This is a genomic window from Pseudomonas sp. TCU-HL1, assembly GCF_001708505.1.
Lineage (GTDB): Bacteria > Pseudomonadota > Gammaproteobacteria > Pseudomonadales > Pseudomonadaceae > Metapseudomonas.
The window spans coordinates 1,574,855-1,595,450 of sequence record NZ_CP015992.1; the positions used below are offsets into that span (position 1 = coordinate 1,574,855).

Sequence of the window (20,596 nt, forward strand, 5' to 3'; positions counted from 1 at the left end):
GTTTGGGAAGTCTCTTGCTGTCTGATGGTATACCATAATATTGAATATGCAAGAGTCAGCCGCCGGCAGAGGGTAGGCCTTGGCGACGGAAGGTCATCCGGAAATGGAGAAAGGCCAGGAGCGCCGCGCCATACGGGCGGCCGAAGGGGCGCGAAGGATACGGGAAAAGATGGAATACCGTAATACGAGATTCCAGCGAGATGTGGCGTTTTGACACCGTGTAGGGGCGAATTCATTCGCCAAGGGACGCGCAGCGTCCCCCGGGCTGTGAGCCGAACCTGCGGTCCGGTTGGCGAATGAATTCGCCCCTACAAGGAAGCGGGGGGCGGTCAGACCAAGGAAGGTGCCCCCAACTGCGCCGAGATCAGCGCCTGGGCCTGGCCCAGGGCCTGGAGGAAGGTGGCCTGGGCGTCGGGACCATCCATCACGGCATCGGGGCCGGAGAGGTTGATGGCGGCGACCACTGCACCGCTGTGGTTGCGGATTCCGGTGGCGATGGCGGTGGAGTAGTCGGAACGGTGCAGCACCCAGCCGCGCTCGCGGTCCTGGGCGATCAGCTGCTGCAGCTCCGGCAGGGTGCGCGGTGCTGGCGGCGGGTAGTCGTCGAGGCGCACGTGCTGGTAGAGCTGGCTCAGTTCGATCTCGTCCAGCGCGGTGAGCAGTACGCGACCCAGTGCCGTGCTGTGGCAGGGCAGGCGGGTACCGACTGGGATGTTCACGGTGAGGCGCTGGGGCGCGAAGGCGCGGTACAGGTAAAGGCTGTCCGTCTGTTCGCGGATGCTCAGGTGGCAGGACAGCGAGGTACGGTCGCGCAGGTCGTTGAGAAAGGGCATGGCGACTTCGACTATGTCGCGGCTGGCGAGGTAGGCGAAGCCGTTGGAGATCACCCGCGCGCCCAGCTCGAAGGCATTGCGCCCGGCCTTTTGCAGATACCCCATCTCCACCAGCGTCTGCACGATGCGGTAGACGGCCGAGGGGCTGACCCCCAGGCGCTCGGCCATGTCGTTCATGCCGAGGCTGCGTTCTCGCGCAGTGAACATGCCGAGGATGGTCAGCCCACGCTCCAGGGCGGGCACGCGGTAATCGGTATCCCGTTCCGGGGTTTCGATGGTGGTCATCAGGACTCCTTCGATCAGATACGCTTTTGTAGGTTGGCGCAGAGCGCAGCGAAGCCCAACGGCGGACATGACCAGGAATCGTTGGGTTTCGCTTCGCTCGCGGAACGCCGCCCGACCCAACCTACGAGAGCAGCGTGTCCAACGACATCGGCTCTCCGCCGAACTCCTCCATGGCATCCAGCATGGCGCCGTGGAAGTAGTCGAGCGATGCCCGGTCGCAGAGGATGTGGAAGCGCGGCAACTCGCCCGTTCCGGCGTTGATCACGATGACATTGATCCGCGCCGCCGAAGTCTGCGCCACAGCCCCCACGGGGAAGGCCTCGGGCCGCAGGTCGACGCCACAGACCTTGGCCATCACCTCCGCCACGTGGCGGCCGGAGAGCTGCAACCAGGCGTGGCTGTCCTGGCGCGGCAGCAGGTAGTTGCCGCTGTCGCCGAGTTGCCACCCGGCTTCTTCGGCGGCGATGCGTTCGCCCCGGTCGGCGAGGCTGCCCAGCAGCAGGTACTCGGTCTGCGACAGGCGCGCCACCAGAGAGCCGTCATCCTGCGTCAGCGCCCGGTTGGGCGCCTCCGGCAGCTGGTAGCCGCGTTCGTTCAGAAAGGCGGCGGCGTCGATGCCGCGAAAGCCCACGCGCGGCAGGTCGGTGAGGTCGATGAGCGCGCAGCGCTCGATGGGATTGAGGCTGGTCATGGCTCAGAGCTCCTGGCGCTGGTTGTCGGGATCGAAGAAGGGCAGTTGCACCACGGTGGCCTGGACCACCTGGCCACCCTCGACGCGGATCGGGATCAGAGAGCCCGGTTCGGCCTGGTCGGCACCGGCGTAGGCCAGGCCGATGATCTGGCCGAGGGTGCCGGAGTACTCGCAGGAGGTGACGTTGCCGCTGATGTCCGGGCCGTTCAGCACCAGGTGGCCTTCCAGCGGCTGCGCGCTGCCCTTGGGCAGGGTGAAGCCCACCAGCTTGCGCTTCAGGGGCTGCCTTTCAAGGATTTCGAAGGATCGCTTGCCGACGAAGAAGGCCTTCTTGCGGCCGATGGCCCATTCCATGTCGATCTCGCCCGGATGGGTCATGCCGTCGGTGTCCTGGCTGATGATCACGTGGCCCTTTTCCAGGCGCAGCAGACGCTGGGTCTCGACGCCGAACGGACGGATGCCGAACTCGGTACCGGCGGCCATCAGCGCGTCCCACAACTGGCCACCGTGGCGCGCGGGAACGTGGATCTCGTAACCCAGCTCACCGACGAAGCCGACGCGCATCAGCCGCGCCGGAATGCCGGCCACGGTGCCGGTGCGCACGGCGAGGTAGGGGAAGCCTTCGGCGGACAGGTCGACATCGTCGCAGAGCTTCTCCAGCACCTTGCGCGACAGCGGCCCCGCCAGGTTCACCGCGGCGAGGGCGGCGGTGACATTGGCGATGTCCACGTTGAGGCGCCACTGGGCGTTCCACTTGAGCATCTGCTGGTAGATGCGGTCCACGCCGCTGGTGGTGGCGGTGACATAGAAGTGGTTGTCGGCCAGGCGCGCGCAGACGCCGTCATCGATCACCACGCCGTGCTCGTTGGTCATCAGCGCATAGCGGGTTCGCGCTACCGGCTGCTTCTTGAAGGGCAGGGTGTAGATGCGCTCCAGCAGCTCGGCGGCGTCCGGGCCGCGTACGTCCAAACCGCCCAGGGTGGAGACGTCGATCAGGCCAACCGTCTCGCGCACATGGCGCGCTTCTTCCTGCATGCAGCGTTCGCGATCCTCGGCCTTGCCGTAGAACGCCGGGCGTTGCCAGATGCCCGCCGGCATCAGCTTGGCGCCGGCGGCCACATGCCGGCTGTGCATCGCGGTCTGGCGGTACGGGTCGAAGGCGCGGCCGGCGACGTGGGCAAGCTTCTCCGCCTCGAAGGGCGGGCGCGCGGTGGTCACGCCGGTTTCGCTGATGCTGCGGCGGGTGGCCTGGGCAACCAGGCGTGCGGTGGGTAGCGCCGAGTGACGGCCCTGGGACGGGCCCATGCCGACGGTGGAGAAGCGCTTCACCAGTTGCACGTCGCGGTAGCCGTGGCGGGTGGCATTGACGATGTCGCGCACCTGCAGGTCTTCGTCGAAGTCGACGAAATCCTTGCCCTTGGGGTGCGGGAAGATCGGCCAGTCGAAGTTGACTCGCGCCTCACCGTTCAACTCGGCTTCACCGATGCCAGCATCCAGACTAAGGGCTCTAGCGACGCGCGCGGCGACGCGGGCACCATCCAGCAACACGTTGTCCAGGTTGTGCCGGCCGTTCACCGAGCCGGCGATGGTGAGGCCTTCCGGCAGGCCGCTGATGGCGAACTCGGCGCGCTGCTCGTCGTAGGCCAGCTTGCCGCCGGCCTGGCAGAGCAATTGATACACAGGCATGTAGCCGGCGGACATGCACAGCAGGTCGCAGGAAAGTTGCAGACCCTGCTCACCTACCTGGCCCTGGGCGGTGATGCGGCGGATATCCACGCCGCTGACATGGCGCATGCCCTTCTCGTGCAGCGCCTCATAGACAGTGCTGCCGAGGTGGCAGGGGATGCCCTGTTTCTCCACGGCGATTTTCAGCGTGGCATCGGCAGGCTGCTGGCGCATGTCCACCAGGGCCGCCACCTGCACGCCCTGCTCGGCGAGGTCGAGGGCCGCGAGGTAGCCGTCGTCGTTGCCAGTGAGCACCACGGCGCGTTTTCCGGGCTTCACCGCGTAGAGCTTCATCAGACGCTGGGCGGCGCTGGCGAGCATCACACCGGGCAGATCGTTGTTGCGGAACACCACCGGCTGGTCGAAGGAGCCGGCGCTGACGATGCACTGCTTCGCCCGCACCTTGTACATCCGCCGGCCCTGGATCACCGGCAGGTAGTTTTCGGTGAACCAGGCATTGCAGGTGGCTTCCTTCAGCACCTGGATATTGGCGTGGCCTTCCACGGCGGATACCAGTTCGCGGCGCAGGATGTCGGCACGGCGGCCTGCCACGTCGAAGCGCGCATAGGTGAGTGAGCCGCCGAGCACCGGCTGTTGCTCGATCAGCAGCACCTTGGCGCCGGCATTGGCGGCGGTGAGTGCGGCGGAAAGACCGGCGGGGCCGGCGCCGATGATGGCGACATCCACGAACAGGTAGGCCTTGTCGTAATACTGCGGCTTGAACTTCAGGTCGAGCACGCCGAGGCCGGCTTTCTTGCGGATCAGCGGCTCCCAGACCTTCCACATGCCCTTGGGCTTATAGAAGGAGCGGTAATAGAAGCCCACCGGCATGAACTTGGAGAACGTGCCGAGGTAGGCGTCGCGGTCGTTGTCCAGCGAACCGTTGACGTTCTGCGCGGTAACGCTGAGCCCCGAGCGAATGGCTTGGGCATCGGCCAGCACATTGGGCTCATCCGGCAGTTGCACCAGGGTGTTGGCGTCCTGCCCGGCCATGGTCAGCGGGCCACGCGGGCGGTGGTATTTGAAGGAGCGCGAGAGCAGCCAGCGGCCGTTGGCGAGCAGGGCACTGGCGATGCTGTCGCCGGCAAAGCCCTGGTAGGCGGTGCCGTCGAAATCGAAGGCCAATGGCTGGTCGCGGTCGATCAGCAGGCCCATGGGGGCGGGGAGGCGGCTCATCCGGCGATCTCCTGGGTGTGCGGGGCGAACTCGACCCGCTGGGTGAAGACTTCCTTCGGGTCGAAGGTGCGAATGATCTGGTCGGTCACCGTGTGGCGCTCGGCGAGGAACCAGTAGCTGGAGGCGTTATGCATCCACCACTCGCGGACCACGCCGGCGATGTTGTCGCTGTTGAACACGTAGTCGGCCCATTCGGCGTCGGTGCAGATGGCCGGATCGGGCATCTGCTTGAACTCGCCGCCGTAGGTGAATTCGCTGATGTTTCGGGGACCGTTGAGCGGACAGTTCATGATCTTCATGGGCTTCACTCCTTAGCGAGCAAGGCTGCGGTAATAGGTACTTGTAGGACCGAGCTTTGCTCGCGAAGCTTCTGTTCCGGTTCGCGAGCAGAGCTCGCTCCTACGGCTGAACTCATCAGTGGCTGGCGGCGGTCGCGCCCATTTCGTTGACCTGCTGGAAGGTGCTGAAGCGCTCCAGGGCGAAGGGCTTGATCAGGTCCGGCACCTTGCCGCCGCTGGCCACCAGTTCGGCCATGGTCTTGCCGCAGATGGGCGTGGACTTGAAGCCCCAGGTGCCCCAGCCGGCGTCCAGGTAATAGTTCTGCACTGGCGACAGGCCCATGATCGGGCTGTAGTCGGGGGTCATGTCGGTGATCCCCGCCCACTGGCGCATCAGCTTGGCGTTGGCCATGAAGGGGAACATCTCGATGGCGTGCGCCAGCAGGCTTTCCTTGAGGTCCAGGGTGGAGCGGGTGTTGTACAGCGGGTAAGGGTCGGAGCCGCCGCCGAAGACGATCTCGCCACGGCTGGTCTGCTGCACGTAGCAGTGCAGGGCGGAGGAGCTCACCAGCGGGTCGAGGAAGGGCTTGAACGGCTGAGTCACCATCGCTTGCAGCGGGTAGGTGTGAATCGGCGCGCGGATGCCCGCCTTGGCCAGCATCAGCGAGCTGTGGCCAGCGATGGCCTGCACCGCACAGCCGCATTTCACCGTGCCGCGATTGGTCTTCACGGCGGTGATGCGGCCGTTTTCGATGACCAGGTCCTGCACTTCGGTGAGCTGGTGGATTTCCACCCCGCGCTTGGCCGCCTGCTTGGCGTAGCCCCAGGCCACGGCGTCGTGGCGGGCGGTGGCACCGTCGATGTGCCAGAGGCCGGCGAGTACCGGCAGGTGGCCGGGGTCGAGGTTGAGGGTCGGCACCAGTTCGCGGATCTGCTGGCGGTCGATCATCTCGGTGCGGCCACCGAAGTGCTTGTTCACTTCGGCGCGCTGGCGGAAGGCGCGTACCGTGGCATCCGTGTGGGCCAGGGTGAGCTGGCCGCGCTCGGAATACATGATGTTGAAGTCGAACTCGTTGGAGAGGTTCTGGAACAGCTTCACCGACTCGGCGTAGAAGCGCACGCCTTCGGAGGTGAGGTAGTTGGAACGGATCACCGCCGTGTTGCGCGCGGTGTTGCCGCCGCCGAGGTAGGACTTCTCCAGCACCGCGACATTGGTGATGCCGTGGTACTTCGACAGGTAGTAGGCGGTGGCCAGGCCGTGGCCGCCGCCGCCGATGATGACCACGTCGTAGGACGGCTTGAGTTCGGTGGGCGGCGGCAGGTCCACCTCCACCGGGTATTCGGAGCTCAGGCCGTATTTCAGGAGATTGAAGGGCATGACGCCTCCGGAAGCTGGGCAAGGGTGATGGGGGACGGGTGCTGGAGGCGCGCCGCGGCCAGGGTGTTCTTCATCAGGAAGGCGATGGTCATGGGGCCGACGCCGCCGGGTACTGGGGTGATGGCGGCGGCGCGGGTGAGGGCGGAGTCGAAGTCGACATCACCCACCAGCTTCGAGCGGCCGCCTTCCTCGATGCGGTTGATGCCGACATCGATGACCACGGCGCCGGGCTTCAGCCAGTCGGCATCCACCAGGCGCGGGCGGCCGACGGCGGCGACGACGATGTCGGCCTGGCGGCAGAGTTCGCGCAGGTTGGCGCTTCTCGAATGCACCACGGTCACCGAGCAATGGGCCTTGAGCAGCAGGGCGGCCATGGGCTTGCCGACGATGTTGGAGCGGCCGATCACCACCGCGTGCTTGCCGGACAGGTCGCCGCAGGTGTCCTGCAACAGACGTAGGCAGCCGGCCGGGGTGCAGGGCGTGAGCACGTCGCGGCCCTGGCTGAGGCCGCCAACGTTCTCGGCGTGGAAGCCGTCCACGTCCTTCAGCGGATCGATGGCCTGGAGGACACGGGTTTCATCGATATGCGCCGGCAGCGGCAGCTGCACGAGAATGCCGTGCGCGCCGGCATCGGCATTGAGGCTGTGGATAAGTGCCAGCAGGTCGGCTTCGGCGGTGTCCGCCGGCAGCTTGTGTTCCAGGGAACGGATGCCGCACTCCTCGGCGCGCAGCACCTTGTTGCGCACGTAGACCTGGCTGGCCGGGTCCTGACCGACCAACACCACGGCCAATGCAGGGGCTATTCCGCCCGCTTTCATCGCGCGTACTTCCTCGGCCACCTCGGCCAGCACGCGGGCGGCGGCGGCCTTGCCGTCGATCAGTTGGATGGGGGCTTGTGTGTTCACCGGAAGATCACCGTGCGGTCGCCATTGAGGAAGACCCGGTGCTCCAGGTGGTATTTCACCGCCTTGGACAGGGCCACGGTTTCGGTGTCACGACCCACGGCCACCAGATCGTCAGGCAAGTACGCGTGGTCCACGCGCTGCACTTCCTGCTCGATGATCGGACCTTCGTCGAGGTCGCTGGTGACGTAATGCGCAGTGGCGCCGATCAGCTTCACGCCACGCTCGTAAGCCTGGTGATAGGGCTTGGCACCCTTGAAGCCGGGCAGGAAGGAGTGGTGGATGTTGATCGCGCGGCCCGAGAGTTGCTTGCACAGGTCGTCGGAGAGGATCTGCATGTAACGGGCGAGTACCACGAGATCGGTCTGGGTTTCGTCGACGATCTTCATCAGCGCGGCTTCCTGCTGGGCCTTGGTGTCGCGGGTGACCGGCAGGTAGATGAAGCGGATACCCTCGCGCTCGGCCATCGGCCGCAGGTCCAGGTGGTTGGAAACGATTGCAGTGATCTGCATGTCCATCTCGCCCTTCTGGTGGCGGTAGAGCAGGTCGGACAGGCAATGGTCGTACTTGCTCACCATCAGCAGCACGCGCATGGGCTGGGCAGTGCTGTGCAGGGTCCAGTCCATGTCGAAGCGGCGCGCGACGGCATCGAAGCCCTGCTCGACTTCGTCGATGTCGCCGTCGTACTGGTCGTTGAAGCGGAACACCGCGCGCATGAAGAAACGGCCGCTGGTGTCATCGTCGAACTGCGACATCTCGCTGATGTAGCAACCCTTGTCCGCCAGGTAGGTGGTCACCGCCGCGACGATGCCCGAAACAGCCGGGCAACTGATCTTGAGGATGAAATGGCTGGTGGCGTGTTGCATGTCTGGTCCTCTGTTGGAATGGCGGCAGCTCGGCGCAAGGCGGAAATCTTCAAGGGTGAAGCGAGGTTTTATCGGTGAAGCTGTTTTTACTGGTAGGAATAAAATTTTCCCTTGGCGCTTTTATAGGCGAAGCGAAGGTGCAGGTCTAGCCTGTTGGGAAAATTTTTATCTTGGGAGGAAAGTTTTTGAGCTTTGAACCCCTCTCCCGCTTGCGGGGGAGGGGGTGGGGAGGGGGAGGTGACCACTGCTGTGGGAGATTCCATGTCAATCAGTCATGCAGCGGCCCCGTAGGTTGGTCCGAGCGGAGCGAGGCCCAACATGGCCATGAATCGACCTCGCACGTTGGGCTTCGCTTCGCTCTGCGCCAACCTACAAAAGCCGCCCGCTGTGCTTGCCCCCTATAAGGGGGCCATCCTCACACGCAGCACCCAGCTGATCTCCATCACCGTGCCCAACAGTAGGGTGCGCCATGCGCACCGCGGCGATGCTGGCGACTCCGTGCCTGTCTCCCGGTGCGCGCGGCGCACCCTACGGGACTCGCAGCATCCTGCTGGTTCGCGGACTCGTATCGTCACAGGCAGAGCCGGTGACTCATCACCACGTCCAAATGAATTCGCGCCTTCTACACGGATGCGAGGTGTGTCCGTCGGTTGGGTCGGGCGGTGTTCCGCGAGCGAAGCGAAGCCCAACGCCGAAGTGGCGTCGAGGTCGCAGCGTTGGGCCTCGCTGCGCTCGGACCAACCTACGGCAATCCTGCGGGCTGCTTGGCGAATGAATTGGCTCCGACAGAGATGTGCCTCCACAGGAATGCGGAGCTGCCGGCGCGAGTCACCCCTCTCCCGCTAGCGGGGGGAAGGGAGATTGCGGTGGTTCAGAGGGAGAGGGGGCTGACCAGAAACGCGTTGCCCACCCTTCATAACCCTCAAGTTCGCGTAGGGTGGAAAACCGCAGAGCGTCTTTCACCAGCGATTGTCCAGGCTACCTCGATAGGTACGCCACCTGTAGCACGACCAGGTGGCGTTCTGCTGTTAACGAAGGTTCTCCAGCGTGTTGTGGGTTTGCTAGATCAGATCGCCTTGCCCGGCCCCCGGCCAGCCGGCCTGACGCAGGGCCTTCAGCAACGTGGCGGCGTCCAGTCCCTTAACCGTATGGCCATTGCCTTCGGTGGTGGTTGCCGCCACCAGCGCATTGATGATGGCTTCCTCCACAGCCTCCGAGGCGGCGAGGAACAAATCGCCGATATGGTCGTTGTTGACCATGCGCAGGCCGTCGCAGGTGAAGGCGCCCTTACGCTCGTAAGCGGTTGCCTCCAGCTGCTGGTTGCCGGTGGAGAAGGCGACGAAGATGTCACCGCTGCAATCCTCGTTGCCGCCGCCGGTGCGGGCGATGCCGATGCTGGCGCGCTGGGCCAGGCGGGTGCACTGGTGCGGCAGCAGCGGGGCATCGGTGGCCAGGCAGACGACGATCGAGCCCATGCCGGGATGGGGCAGGTCGGCGCGCAGGAACGGCGAGGTAGCCTTTTCCATGTAGCGCCCCACCGGGTAACCATCCACGCGCAACTCGCGGCGGGTGCCATGGTTGGCCTGGACTATGGCGCCCACGGTCCAGCCGCCCTGCGCCACACTCAGGCGCCGCGAGGCGGTGCCGATGCCGCCCTTGTACTCGTGACAGATCATGCCGCTGCCACCGCCGACTGCGCCTTCGGTCACCGGGCCACCTATGGCACGGTCCATGGCTTCGGCCACATGCTCGGCGCGCACGTGGAAGCCGTTGATGTCATTGAGCAGGCCGTCGAAGGTTTCCAGCACCACCGGCATGTTCCAGTACAGGCGCCCGTCAGCGGGTTGGCTCTGGCGGTCCAGGGCGATCAAGGCGTCGCGCACCACACCCACGCTGTGGGTGTTGGTGAAGGCGATCGGGCTGGTCAGCAGGCCGGCCTCACGAATCCACTCCAGGCCGGTGGCGTCGCCGTTGCCGTTGAGGATATGCACACCGGCGAAGCACGGCTGATGGGTGGTGGAACCCGGGCGCGGCTCGATCAGGGTGACCCCGGTGTTGATGTCGCGGCCGCTGGCGGTGCGCCCGCGGATATTGCTGTGGCCGACGCGCACGCCGGGTACGTCGGTGATGGCGTTGAGGGGGCCGGGTTGCAGTTGGCCGAACTGGATGTTCAGGTCGCGGGCACGCAATTTCATGGTCTTTCTCGTTGTCAGAGGGTTATCAGGAAAAGTTCGGCGGGCTTACTGACCGCTCTTTACCTTGCTCCACACACGGGTGCGGATACGCTCGGTCTTCTTCGGCAGGGGTTCCAGGGTGAACAGACTGGCCATGGTTTCTGCCGACGGGTAGACGGCCGGGTTGTTGCGCGTCGCCGCGCTGACCAGGGGGGTCGCGCTGCGGTTGCCGTTGGGGTAGCGCAGGTAGTCGGTAATCGGCGCAACGACTTCCGGGCGCATCAGGTAGTCGATGAAGGCCAGGCCCTGGGTCGGGTGGGGCGCCTGCTTGAGCAGCACCAGGGTGTCGAACCACAGCGGCGCGCCTTCCTTCGGCAGGCTGTATTCGATGCGCACGCCGTTGCCAGCCTGCTCAGCGTTGGCCTTGGCGTCCAGCATGCCGCCGGCCCAGCCCACCGCCACGCAGATATCGCCGTTGGACAGGTCGGTGATGAACTTGGACGAGTTGAAGTAGGCGATGTGCGGGCGCAGCTTGAGCAGCAGCGCCTCGGCCTTCTTATAGTCCTCCGGGTTGCTGCTGTTGGGCGGCAGCCCCAGGTACTGCAGGACGATGGGCAGGATCTCCGACGGCGAATCGAGCAGGGCCACGCCGCACTGGCTGAGCTTGGCCAGGTTTTCTTCCTTGAACAGCAGCTCCCAGGAATCCACCGGGGCCTGCTCGCCGAGCACGGCGCGGACCTTGTCGACGTTGTAGCCGATGCCGTTGGTGCCCCACATATAGGGCACGGCATAGCGGTTGCCCGGATCGCTGCTGGCCAGCTTGGCCAGCAGGGCGGGGTCCATGTGCTTGAGGTTCGGCAGCTTGGCCGGGTTCAGTGGTTCGAGCACGCCGGCCTTGATCAGCGTCGGCAGGCTGAAGTTGCTGGCCACCACCACGTCGTAACCGCTGCCGCCAGTGAGCAGCTTGCTCTCAAGGACTTCGGCGCTGTCGAAGGTGTCGTAGATGGGCATGATGCCCGTGTCACGCTTGAAGTCTTTCAGGGTTGTGGGACCGATATAGTCATACCAGTTGTACACATGCACGCTGGGGGTATCTGCTGCGGCGGCTGCTATCCAGGCCGACAGGCAGGCACCAATTCCGAGGTTGAGATACGAGTGGTGACGACGCATGATGCGGCACTCCTAACCGGCTATAGACCGGTGATGGTCAGGAGGATGCAGAGTATTCGCACGGGCGGTACTCACCCATTCCCATCATGGGTTACGCGAAAGGGGTAGTGAGTGGAAGCCTTGTTGAAAGAGTTGCCCATACACCAGGGCTTGGCGCGGGTGATCGGCGCCTTGGGCAAGGAGGGATTCTGGCGCTGCCTGGTGGATACCCTGCGTCTGCTTGTGCCGCTGGACAATGCCGTGGTGACCCTGATGCAGCCGGGCCGGGTGCCACATCTGCTGGCCGACTTCGAGTTCCGCGCCGGGGTGCACGAGCGAGAGGATCTGGCGGACTACTGCGCCGGTATGTACCTGCTCGATCCGTTCTACCAGGCCGCCTGCAGCGGCATCGCCGATGGCCTGCACAGCCTCGAGTCGGTGGCGCCCGACCAGTTCCAGCAGAGCGAGTACTACCTCAGTTACTTCCGCACGGTGATTGGTAGTGGCGAGCTGCAGTTCATCTGCAACCTCGAAGGTGTCGTGCTCGGTCTGTCGCTGGGGCGCTCCACGGCCTTCGGCCACGACGAACAGGGCCGCCTGCTGTGCGTGCGCGACTGGGTGCTGGCTGCCATGTGTCGGCACCTGCAACTCATGCCGCCGGAGGGCCGGGTTGCAGCTGCTGCGGCCGGCGATCTATTGACCCTGCTGGACCGCTTGGACGCACGCCTGTCCGAACGCGAAATCGAGACTGCTCGACTCATTCTCCAGGGGTTCTCAAGCAAGGCGATCGCCCAGCGCTTGGGCATTTCCCCGGAAACGGTGAAGGTGCACCGGCGCAACCTCTACCACAAGCTCAACGTCAACGGTCACGCCGAGCTGTTCGCCCTCCTGCTGCAGCCTCGTTGAACGGCCAAATTGCTGCCATGCCAGCCATAACTGGAGGCTGTGCTTAAAGCTCGTTTCACGCGGCAAGCAGTCGGCCAAGGAGGCTCACCAGCCTGACAAGCCGCTGGAAGCCATCGACGTTGCTGCGCGACAGGTGGACTACCGCATCCATCAACGCACCTTCTCTACTCATGCCGACACCGCCGCGCCATCCACCATGAAGGCCGGCAAATCCCGCCAGGCCACCCACAGCTCCCGCTGCCAACGCACCACACCAATCTGCCGGTCAGCCCAGTGGATAAAGGCCCGTCGCGGTGCGGCACCTGGATCACGGTGATAGTCATGCAGCGTCGGCACCAGCACCTCGCTCAGCCAGCGGCTGATCTCGGCGTAGTCCGGCCGGGCGAAGCGAAACAGCGCCTTGTAGGCCCCGGCATCGCTGATGGCGTCGACTTCTTCATGAAAGCCGCTGGTGTTCGCCAGCAAGACGGTGCGCTTTTCAAAACGCTCCAGGGCATGGAGCAAACGGCGGGCATTGCGGACACCCATCAACCGGGCGAAGTCATGGGCGACGAACCAGGGTTGGTGGTCGATCATCAGGGCGCGCAGGCGGTGGGCGTGGTGGTGGAAAACGATGGGGGTGTATGCGTCGTGCATGGTGGATCTCCAGTGTTTGGAAAGAGTCCGCCACCATTCGCTGTCATCGAAGGGCGGCAGATCGCGCAGGGTTGACAGACCGGACACTGGAGCCGGCAGACCCGAGGGTCTCCCCACGCGATCTGCCATAGAGCAGTGCAGTTAGAAAACTGCATGCGAGCAAAGGCCTGCAAAAAACGTCCGCCGCTTTTCGCATGCACCGTGCGGCGCAATCGCGCCAGTGTTTCAGGCTGTCAAACCCGGCCACGGGATTGACCGTGGCCGGGGGAGGATAGGGATAGAGCAGGGGGAGGGCGAGGGGCTTGGAGAGGGCCGCATCAACTAGGAGCTTTGGCGGAATAACCTCGATGCCATGCGTTTAGAACGTCTCCCTTGGGGCAGGTGGCGCCCGTTCTTGAAGACCTGGACCCGGCTTCCTTCTGAGGTGTAAACCACCATACCTCCAGCCAGATATTCGACATCCAGGGTCGCAGGTACATCGTCTCCTTCCACGAGAATCTTCACCGTGGCATGACTTTCAATCCAGAACTCGCTGGAAATCGGCTCGATTACCAGCAGCAACCGCTTGGGAGCCCCATTGATGAAGCGGAATTCTTGGCTGTTATTCATTTCATCGCCTATGTGCTCCGACTGGCGCGAAGCGTTACTGCAAGAGATTCGATCAAGTCTTCACCCGGACCCGCCTGCCGGTCTCGAAACAGAGCAATCCACCCAATGCTGAAAGCCCCATCAAGACAAGGAACATGCTGGCGGGTACGGCATAGGTCAGGAGGTACCCGCATAGAATGGGGCTGAGGGCTCCGCCAAGGGCGGCCAGGTTCTGGGCGCCGTAATAGCTGCCACGCAGGTGCTCTGGCGCGATGGTGTCGATGAACAAGTACTCACCGGGCAGCACGATCATTTCCCCAAGCGTGAACACGAACATCGCCAGGCACCAACTGACCATGTTCTCGGCGTACATGAAGCCCAGCAGGCCACTGATGAACAGCGCCGAGCCGATGCCCATCCAGAACGCCAGGTGTTCTCGTTTGAGCAGGCGACCGAACTGGTACTGCAAAACGATCACCGTGATCGCGTTACAGGCCAGTACCGCGGAGAGAATCTTCATGGCCTCGTCGGACGGATAGCCAACCAGCAGGTACTGCGACAGGTAGATGGTGAAACGGCCATGGACCACGGCATTGAGCAGGCTGCCCAGGGTGAAGAGGATCAGGGTGCGGTCGTTTCTGAGCGTGGCCAGTGCAGCCAGGAAGGTGGGTGGCTGGTTCTGAGTGGCCGTCTCCGAACGCCGGCTGGGCGGCACGACGCTCATCAGGAAAATACTCAGAAAGGCGATGGCGCTGGCGGTCCAGAAGGGCGCCATGGGTTGAGCGCCGGCGAGGACTACGCCAAGCATCGGACCGGTGGCGTATCCGATGTTGGTCAAGGTGTAGCGGAGGGAGAAGGCTTTCGCCCGCTGCTCGATGGGCAGGTTCTCGCTGAGGATGGCCTTGGAACCAATGACGAACAGTGCTGCGGCCGATTCGGTGATGACCAGGGTCAGCGTTGCCAGATACAGGTTGCTGGCAAAGGTCAGCAAGAGGAACCCGATTGAGCTGGAAAGCATCGCCAGGATAAGCAGCCGGCGTTTCTCGAAACGGTCCACGACGTAGCCGCCATACAGGCCAAGCAATGTACCGGTGAAGGCGGCAATCCCCACCAGTAGCCCAACGTCTTTCTGATCAAGCCCAAGTCGGGTGCTCAGGAAAAGTGCCAGCAACGGGCTGGTAATGGCCCGGCTGATCACGATCGTCAGCGAGCACACCATCAGGCGGCGAATAACAAGCGAGTAAGTAGTCACAGAGATCCTGTCTGTCCCGGATGTCCTGCGGTCACGCAGTGGGAGCGTCAATTCGATGCAGGCCGCTGCGCTATGCGGCCGAGAGCATCTCGGCAAGCTGCTCGGTAGAAGGCACGTCTTCCAGTTTCAGGAGAAGGTTGGCCAACTGCTTGACCCTGGGTGGCGGGAGCACGCGGACGGCCAGGCTGTAGAACTTGTCCAGCAGAGCCTCGTCGCTGATGGGGTTGCCCGGTGCACCAAGCGCCACTTCAACGCACAGACTGGCCTCGCGACCGTCGCACGTACGCAGGGTGACGATAGGTTCACCGTCTTCGGACAGTGTCGGGTTCATGCCAAGGTGGATGCGTTCGAACCAGGAAATGATCGCCGGGTTCTTTCGGCACTTGTCCTCGTAAGCGTCCAGTCCGGCGTGGCCATAGGTGAGCCTGGCCGCCAGCGCATAGGGCAGGCTCATCTGCGCCGAGGCCAGCGTCTCGATGCGGGTATGGCCACACATGTCCTTGAGGAACTCGCACATTTCCACGCGGATTTCGGCGACCTGATCCGGCGTGATGTCCAGCTTTTCCATCAACAACCCGACGGCATCGATTGCGGCGTGGGTGCCCCGGCACGAGGCATAGGGTTTGATGGAACAGCGCGCCAGCTTCCAGATCGTGCCCAGGGTTTCGTCCAGGGCTTGCGGCTCGGCATCATCGCCGGCCAGGGTTTTCAGGAAGCCGCCCCAGACATCGTCGAACAGGTGGGTCGGTCCGGTAATCCCTTGCTGAGCCAGCATGACCGCGAGCAAACCGCCTTCTGCCGCACGGCCGGTATGCAGCTTCTTGGTCTGGGAACCGTCGTGGATGAACGCCCAGAGGCCACCACTGAAGCTGCCGGCAATGCCCAGCGCGGAGAGGGTCTTCGCCTGGTCCAGTCCGAATACGCGCGCGCAAGCCGCCGCTGCGCCGAAGACACCGCAGGTGGCGGTGGAGTGCCAGCCTGCACCGTTGTGCGCGGAGTAGCTGCCGCAGGCTTCGAGCACGCGTCGACCGACTTCGTAACCGATGACCACGGCCACCAGCAGCTCCTTGCCGGAGATCACCTTGTCGCTGGTCTGGAGGGCTGCCATCACGGCGGGCAACACGACTGCGCCGGAATGGTCGCAGCCGCCGGCATCGTCCAATTCCAGGGCATGCGCCGCAATGCCATTCAGCAGGGCGGCATTGCGCGGACTGGCGCGATGATGGGTGCCCCATAGCACGGTATTGCCCGGCGCCTCGTGCTGTACGCAAAGCTGGTAGGAGGCTTTGAAAATGTCACTATCGGCGCCCGCCAGGGTCGCTCCGAAGGTGTCCAGGATATGCCGTTTGGCTTTCTCCACCAGGGACGGAGGCAGGTCTTCGTAACGGGTTTCGACCACGAAGCGGACCAGTTTCTGGAAGCGTTCAGTCACAGTTGATGCTCCGTGGTATGGCGTGCGTACACAGCGGCAGGATGGTCATCGGGCAGCGCGGGGCCGGATTGCGCCCACCACTGCGCTACGTCTTCGGCAGTGGTGAACCAGACGTCGGGATGCTGTTGGATGCCTTCCAGCAGCTCGCGCAAGAGTCCGATACGACCGGGGGTGCCAATGATCTCGGGGTGCAGGCGCAACACGTAGCAGAGGCCGTAGCGGTGAAACCCGGCGAAGTCCATCTGCATGTTCTTCAGGGTATGGCTGTAGGAGGCGATTCGCGATTGAGCCGGCGGCACGGCTGGGCTGAGGTTGAACGCGAAGTAGGGCTCGTCCTCCAGCTCGTAATGCAGGGGTAATTCAATCAATGGCGTGCTGCCCGGAACCGGTTGCTGGTGCGCAAAGGGCAGATCATCCCCGCGCAGGGACGACGACCAGAGAATGCCTTGGCGGCGCATGGCCTCGGGGAAGCCCGGTGCCCAGTTGCCGGCGGGAAGGCGGAAACCGCGTGGCTTATGGCCGGTGAGGCTGGTCAGGACGTTGCAGCCACGCTCCAGCTCGGCTTCCTGTTCGGCGAGGCTGAGCAGGTCGTAGTCCTGGTGGCGGTAGCCGGCACAGGCGATCTCGTGTCCCGCCTTGAGAATCGCCTCGATCTGCTCCGGGTTCTCCTCGGCGACCATGCCGGGAATGCACCAGGAACTGCGCACCTGCAGGTCAGACAGGGTATCCAGCAGGCGGGCCACGCCGCGAGTGGTGCCATAGCGCCAGACGGACAATGTCTTGTCGCGGCCGGCTACCGCAGGTGCCTGGGTGAGAATGCCGTGAATGTCGTTGTAGTCGACGGTTACTACCACCGCGCAACGATAAGGCGCGGGCCAGATTGGCAGGTCAGTCATTGCCATGCTCCTTCAGCGTCCATTGCGCCACATCGCGGCAGGTGGCGAACCACACATCGTCACGTTGGCGCATGTGTTCGAAGAGGCGCTCCAACAGCAGGAGCCGGCCGGGTTTGCCGGTGATCTTCGGGTGGAACAGCGTGGTCAGGCACAGCCCTTCGTCCATGGCGCCGTCGAACTCGCGGCACCAGTTATCGAGGGTCAGTTCATAGCTGGCCGTGCGGTCCAGCCCGGAAGGGAAGTTCGGCCCCTTGGTGTACGCCAGGGAGGCATAGTCATCGAGCTCCCAGTGGCCCGGGATTTCCACCAGCGGCTTGGCGTGACCGGCGACGTTGACCAGGTAGGGACGATCATCGCCGCGCATGCTGCTGGAGTAGATCACGCCCGCGTCCAGGAGCATGCCAGGGGTGTGGGTGTGCCAATCTCCGGAGGGGGTGCGGAATCCCACTGCGCGGATACCTAGAACGTTCCAGAAGACTTCCCGGCACTTCTCCATCACCTGGCGCTGCTCTTGTAGCTCCAGTGCATAGAAGGATTCGTGCTTGTAGCCGTGATAAGCCACTTCATGTCCCCGCTCGACAATCGCCTGGCACTGCTTGGGCCAGTTCTCCACCACCCAAGCGGGGATGAAGAAGGTTGCCGGAATGCGGGCAGCATCGAGCAGATCGAGGATGCGTGGCAGGGCGCGATAAGGGTCGTAAGCGCCGAAGCCGAAATACTCGGGCTTGTGCCAGATCGATCCGTTGAGCATCGCATCGCCCGTCGGACCGTCGACATCGAAGGCCAAGGCCATGCAGGCCCGGCTTTTGCCGGGCCAGTTGGGCGTGGTCGAGGGGGACATGAGTGCGCTCCGAGGTTATTTGCCGTTGATGGTCACGCGCTCGATCGCGCCTTCCTCAAGCTCCCATTTCTTCAGGATCGTCTGATAGCTGCCATCGGCGATCATGCTTTGCAGCGCATCGGCCACGGCCTTGGCCAGTTCGGGGTTGGTGTTGCTGACGCCGAGCCCGGTAAGTTGGCGGGAGATGGCATTGCCCAGCGGTTTGAAGGTGTTCTGCTCCAGGGACATGATGTAGGGCACGGTTTCACTGCCCTGCATGGCGGCATCCAGGCGGCGCTGGCGAAGCTGGGCGCGGGCATCCGCGCTGCCTTCCGCGCCGACCACGATAACCGCCGGCTTGCCCGCAGCTTCGCAGTTGGCCTTGCTCCAGGCTGCGATCTCGGCAGGGAAGGTGGTGCGGCGGCTGGTCCCCACTTTCTTGCCGCAGAGGTCGGTCATTTCATTGAGGTCGTCGCGGCTCTGCAGGGTGTAGAACTGCGGGCCGCTGGTGAAGTAGTCGACGAAGGTCACCGACTTCTGCCGCTCCTCCGTATCGGTCATGCCGGACAGGATGATGTCCACACGCTTGGTGGTCAGCGCGCTGACCATCTGCTCGAAGGCGGTTTCCTGCCATTTGATCTTCACGCCAAGGCGCTCGGCCAGAGCATTGCCGAGGTCATAGTCGACGCCGGTCAGCTCGTTGGTAGCGGGGTCCTTGAAGTCCATGGGCGGGTAGTTGGGCATGATCGCCGCAACGATTTCGCCTTTTTCCTTGATGGCTGCCGGGAGTTCAGCGGATGCCTGCGCGGAAACGGCAAGGCCCATCAGTACGGAGGAGAGGATCAGTTTTTTCATGTAAGTTCGTTCTCTTGGGATTGTTATTGGCGACTAGGCGCGAACGGCAGAAATGAAGTTTTGGGTGCGTGGATTTTGTGGGGTCAACAGGACTTCTTCAGGGCTTCCGGCTTCCACGACTTGGCCGCCATCCATGAACACCACGCGGTTGGAAACCTCGCGGGCGAAACCCAGTTCGTGGGTCACAACGACCATGGTCATCCCGCTTTTGGCGAGGTCACGCATGACCGAGAGCACCTCACCGACCAGTTCCGGGTCGAGTGCGGAGGTGGGTTCGTCGAACAACATCAGCTTCGGCCGCATGGCCAGGGCCCGGGCGATGGCAACACGCTGCTGCTGACCGCCGGAAAGCTGGATGGGGTAGTTATTGCGCTTGTCGGCCAGGCCGACTCGGGCCAGCAACTCGACGGCGTCGTCGGTGGCTTCCTTGGGTGAGCGCTTGAGCACCTGGCAGGGGCCTTCGACGATGTTCTCCAGCACAGTCATGTGCGGGAACAGGTTGAAGCGCTGGAAGACCATGCCGGTGGCCAGGCGTTGGCGGGCGATCTGGGTCTCGTTCAACTCGTAGAGCTTGCGGCCGACCATGCGATAGCCGACCAGCTCGCCGTCTACCCAGAGACCGCCGCTATCGACTTTCTCCAACTGGTTGATGCAGCGCAGGAAGGTGCTCTTGCCCGACCCGGAAGGGCCGATGACGCAGAGGACTTCGCCTTGTTCGATCTCCAGGTTGACGTCTTTGAGGGCGTGGAAATCGCCGTAGTATTTGTTCAGGCCGACAGCCTTGACGATGCTTCTCATGGGGATATCTCTCACGACGTGGGCGATCAGGAGCGCTTGCCTGCGCCTTTGGCGAAGTAGCGTTCCAGCCGGCTCTGGCCGAACGACAGGACGGTAACGACGGCGAGGTACCAGATACCCGCAACAATCAGCAGCTCCATGACGCGGGCGTTGGCGTAGTAGATGTTCTGGGCGTTATGCAGCAGCTCGGAGTACTGGATGACGCTGGCCAGACTGGTCATCTTCACCATGCCGATGAACTCGTTGCCCACCGGCGGGATGATGATCCGCATGGCCTGGGGCAGGATGATTCGCTTGAGCGACTGCAGGCGCGGCATGCCAATGGACTTGGCCGCTTCATACTGGCCGGTGTCGACGGACAGCAGACCGGCACGTACCACTTCGGCGGTGTAGGCCCCCTGGTTGATGCTCAGGCCAAGCAGGGCCGCGACGAAGGGGGTCATCACGGTCACGGTCTCGATCTGGAAGAGGCCCGGAATGCTGATGACGGGGAAGATCAGCGCCAGGTTGAACCACAACAGCAGCTGCAGGATCAGCGGCGTGCCCCGGAACAGCCAGGTATAGGCCAGGGCGACGTATTGCAGGATGGGGTTGTGCGACATGCGCATGACCGCCGTGACCACCCCGAAGATGACCCCGAGGACCATGGCCAGCACGGACATCACGATGGTGTTCAGCAGGCCGAAGAGTATCGCTTCGGATGTCAGGAACTGGCCGACGTAGGACCACTCGATCTGTCCCTTGGCGAAGGCGTGCCCGAGGCCGATCAGCAGGACCACGATCAGCGTGGCGAAGAACATGCGTCCGTAGTAACGACGCGGCACATGCTCGTACTGAGTGATGTCGAACTCGTTTTCCAGTTGCTTGCGTTCGGCGGCGAGGCGTTGTGCTTGTAATTGGCTCATGGTGTTGCTCCGAAGGCGGCGCAAGAGCGCTGCGGCTTATCGGTCGATCTT

19 protein-coding genes are annotated in these 20,596 nt (G+C 63.6%); 1 reads left to right on the top strand and 18 read right to left on the bottom strand.

All coding sequences use genetic code 11. The annotated features are described in order from the left end of the window. Positions 1-329: 329 nt before the first annotated feature. The 9 genes from THL1_RS07315 to THL1_RS07355 form a co-directional block, all read right to left on the bottom strand. Positions 330-1,118, bottom strand: a complete 789-nt coding sequence (locus THL1_RS07315) for an IclR family transcriptional regulator (RefSeq protein WP_069082640.1) — start codon at positions 1,116-1,118, stop codon at positions 330-332. A gap of 121 nt (positions 1,119-1,239) precedes the next feature. Then, positions 1,240-1,809 carry a sarcosine oxidase subunit gamma gene (locus THL1_RS07320; RefSeq protein ID WP_069082641.1) on the bottom strand — a complete coding sequence of 190 codons (570 nt, stop codon included), beginning with the start codon at positions 1,807-1,809 and terminating at the stop codon, positions 1,240-1,242. 3 nt (positions 1,810-1,812) lie between these two features. Continuing rightward, positions 1,813-4,710, bottom strand: coding sequence for an FAD-dependent oxidoreductase (locus THL1_RS07325; protein ID WP_069082642.1), 2,898 nt, complete (start codon positions 4,708-4,710; stop codon positions 1,813-1,815). Next, complete coding sequence (locus tag THL1_RS07330; protein ID WP_069082643.1) at positions 4,707-5,009, bottom strand: sarcosine oxidase subunit delta; 303 nt, start codon at positions 5,007-5,009, stop codon at positions 4,707-4,709. The genes THL1_RS07325 and THL1_RS07330 overlap by 4 nt, the downstream gene beginning before the upstream one ends. Before the next feature lie 115 nt (positions 5,010-5,124). After that, a complete protein-coding gene (locus tag THL1_RS07335; RefSeq protein WP_069082644.1) occupies positions 5,125-6,366 on the bottom strand; it encodes an FAD-dependent oxidoreductase in 1,242 nt (413 codons plus the stop codon). Then, positions 6,348-7,271, bottom strand: coding sequence for a bifunctional methylenetetrahydrofolate dehydrogenase/methenyltetrahydrofolate cyclohydrolase FolD (gene folD, locus THL1_RS07340; protein WP_069082645.1), 924 nt, complete (start codon positions 7,269-7,271; stop codon positions 6,348-6,350). Before folD ends, THL1_RS07335 begins: the two co-directional genes overlap by 19 nt. Further along, positions 7,268-8,134 carry a formyltetrahydrofolate deformylase gene (gene purU, locus THL1_RS07345; RefSeq protein ID WP_069082646.1) on the bottom strand — a complete coding sequence of 289 codons (867 nt, stop codon included), beginning with the start codon at positions 8,132-8,134 and terminating at the stop codon, positions 7,268-7,270. Before purU ends, folD begins: the two co-directional genes overlap by 4 nt. A gap of 1,061 nt (positions 8,135-9,195) precedes the next feature. After that, positions 9,196-10,329, bottom strand: a complete 1,134-nt coding sequence (locus THL1_RS07350) for a P1 family peptidase (protein ID WP_069082647.1) — start codon at positions 10,327-10,329, stop codon at positions 9,196-9,198. Between the two features lie 45 nt (positions 10,330-10,374). Then, positions 10,375-11,478 carry a polyamine ABC transporter substrate-binding protein gene (locus THL1_RS07355; protein ID WP_069082648.1) on the bottom strand — a complete coding sequence of 368 codons (1,104 nt, stop codon included), beginning with the start codon at positions 11,476-11,478 and terminating at the stop codon, positions 10,375-10,377. Between the two features lie 111 nt (positions 11,479-11,589). Between THL1_RS07355 and THL1_RS07360 the strand changes: the two genes are divergently transcribed. Further along, positions 11,590-12,363, top strand: coding sequence for a helix-turn-helix transcriptional regulator (locus tag THL1_RS07360; protein WP_069082649.1), 774 nt, complete (start codon positions 11,590-11,592; stop codon positions 12,361-12,363). A gap of 168 nt (positions 12,364-12,531) precedes the next feature. On the opposite strand, the gene THL1_RS07365 is transcribed toward THL1_RS07360, so the two are convergent. From THL1_RS07365 to THL1_RS07405, 9 genes are all read right to left on the bottom strand, one after another. Continuing rightward, complete coding sequence (locus tag THL1_RS07365; protein ID WP_069082650.1) at positions 12,532-12,999, bottom strand: BRO-N domain-containing protein; 468 nt, start codon at positions 12,997-12,999, stop codon at positions 12,532-12,534. Positions 13,000-13,320: 321 nt separating this feature from the next. Then, positions 13,321-13,608 carry a hypothetical protein gene (locus THL1_RS07370; protein WP_069082651.1) on the bottom strand — a complete coding sequence of 96 codons (288 nt, stop codon included), beginning with the start codon at positions 13,606-13,608 and terminating at the stop codon, positions 13,321-13,323. A gap of 52 nt (positions 13,609-13,660) precedes the next feature. Next, the gene (locus THL1_RS07375) at positions 13,661-14,839 is read right to left on the bottom strand and encodes an MFS transporter (protein WP_069082652.1); all 1,179 of its coding nucleotides are present in this window, start codon (positions 14,837-14,839) and stop codon (positions 13,661-13,663) included. 70 nt (positions 14,840-14,909) lie between these two features. Further along, on the bottom strand, positions 14,910-16,271 hold the full coding sequence (locus THL1_RS07380; protein WP_069082653.1) for an MmgE/PrpD family protein: 1,362 nt from the start codon (positions 16,269-16,271) through the stop codon (positions 14,910-14,912). After that, complete coding sequence (locus THL1_RS07385; RefSeq protein ID WP_069082654.1) at positions 16,268-17,167, bottom strand: polysaccharide deacetylase family protein; 900 nt, start codon at positions 17,165-17,167, stop codon at positions 16,268-16,270. Before THL1_RS07385 ends, THL1_RS07380 begins: the two co-directional genes overlap by 4 nt. Next, the gene (locus THL1_RS07390) at positions 17,160-18,008 is read right to left on the bottom strand and encodes a polysaccharide deacetylase family protein (RefSeq protein WP_069082655.1); all 849 of its coding nucleotides are present in this window, start codon (positions 18,006-18,008) and stop codon (positions 17,160-17,162) included. Before THL1_RS07390 ends, THL1_RS07385 begins: the two co-directional genes overlap by 8 nt. Before the next feature lie 15 nt (positions 18,009-18,023). Continuing rightward, the gene (locus THL1_RS07395; RefSeq protein ID WP_069082656.1) at positions 18,024-18,842 is read right to left on the bottom strand and encodes an ABC transporter substrate-binding protein; all 819 of its coding nucleotides are present in this window, start codon (positions 18,840-18,842) and stop codon (positions 18,024-18,026) included. 33 nt (positions 18,843-18,875) lie between these two features. Further along, a complete protein-coding gene (locus tag THL1_RS07400) occupies positions 18,876-19,640 on the bottom strand; it encodes an amino acid ABC transporter ATP-binding protein (protein WP_069082657.1) in 765 nt (254 codons plus the stop codon). Between the two features lie 26 nt (positions 19,641-19,666). Continuing rightward, complete coding sequence (locus THL1_RS07405; protein ID WP_069082658.1) at positions 19,667-20,545, bottom strand: amino acid ABC transporter permease; 879 nt, start codon at positions 20,543-20,545, stop codon at positions 19,667-19,669. Positions 20,546-20,596 lie beyond the last annotated feature (51 nt).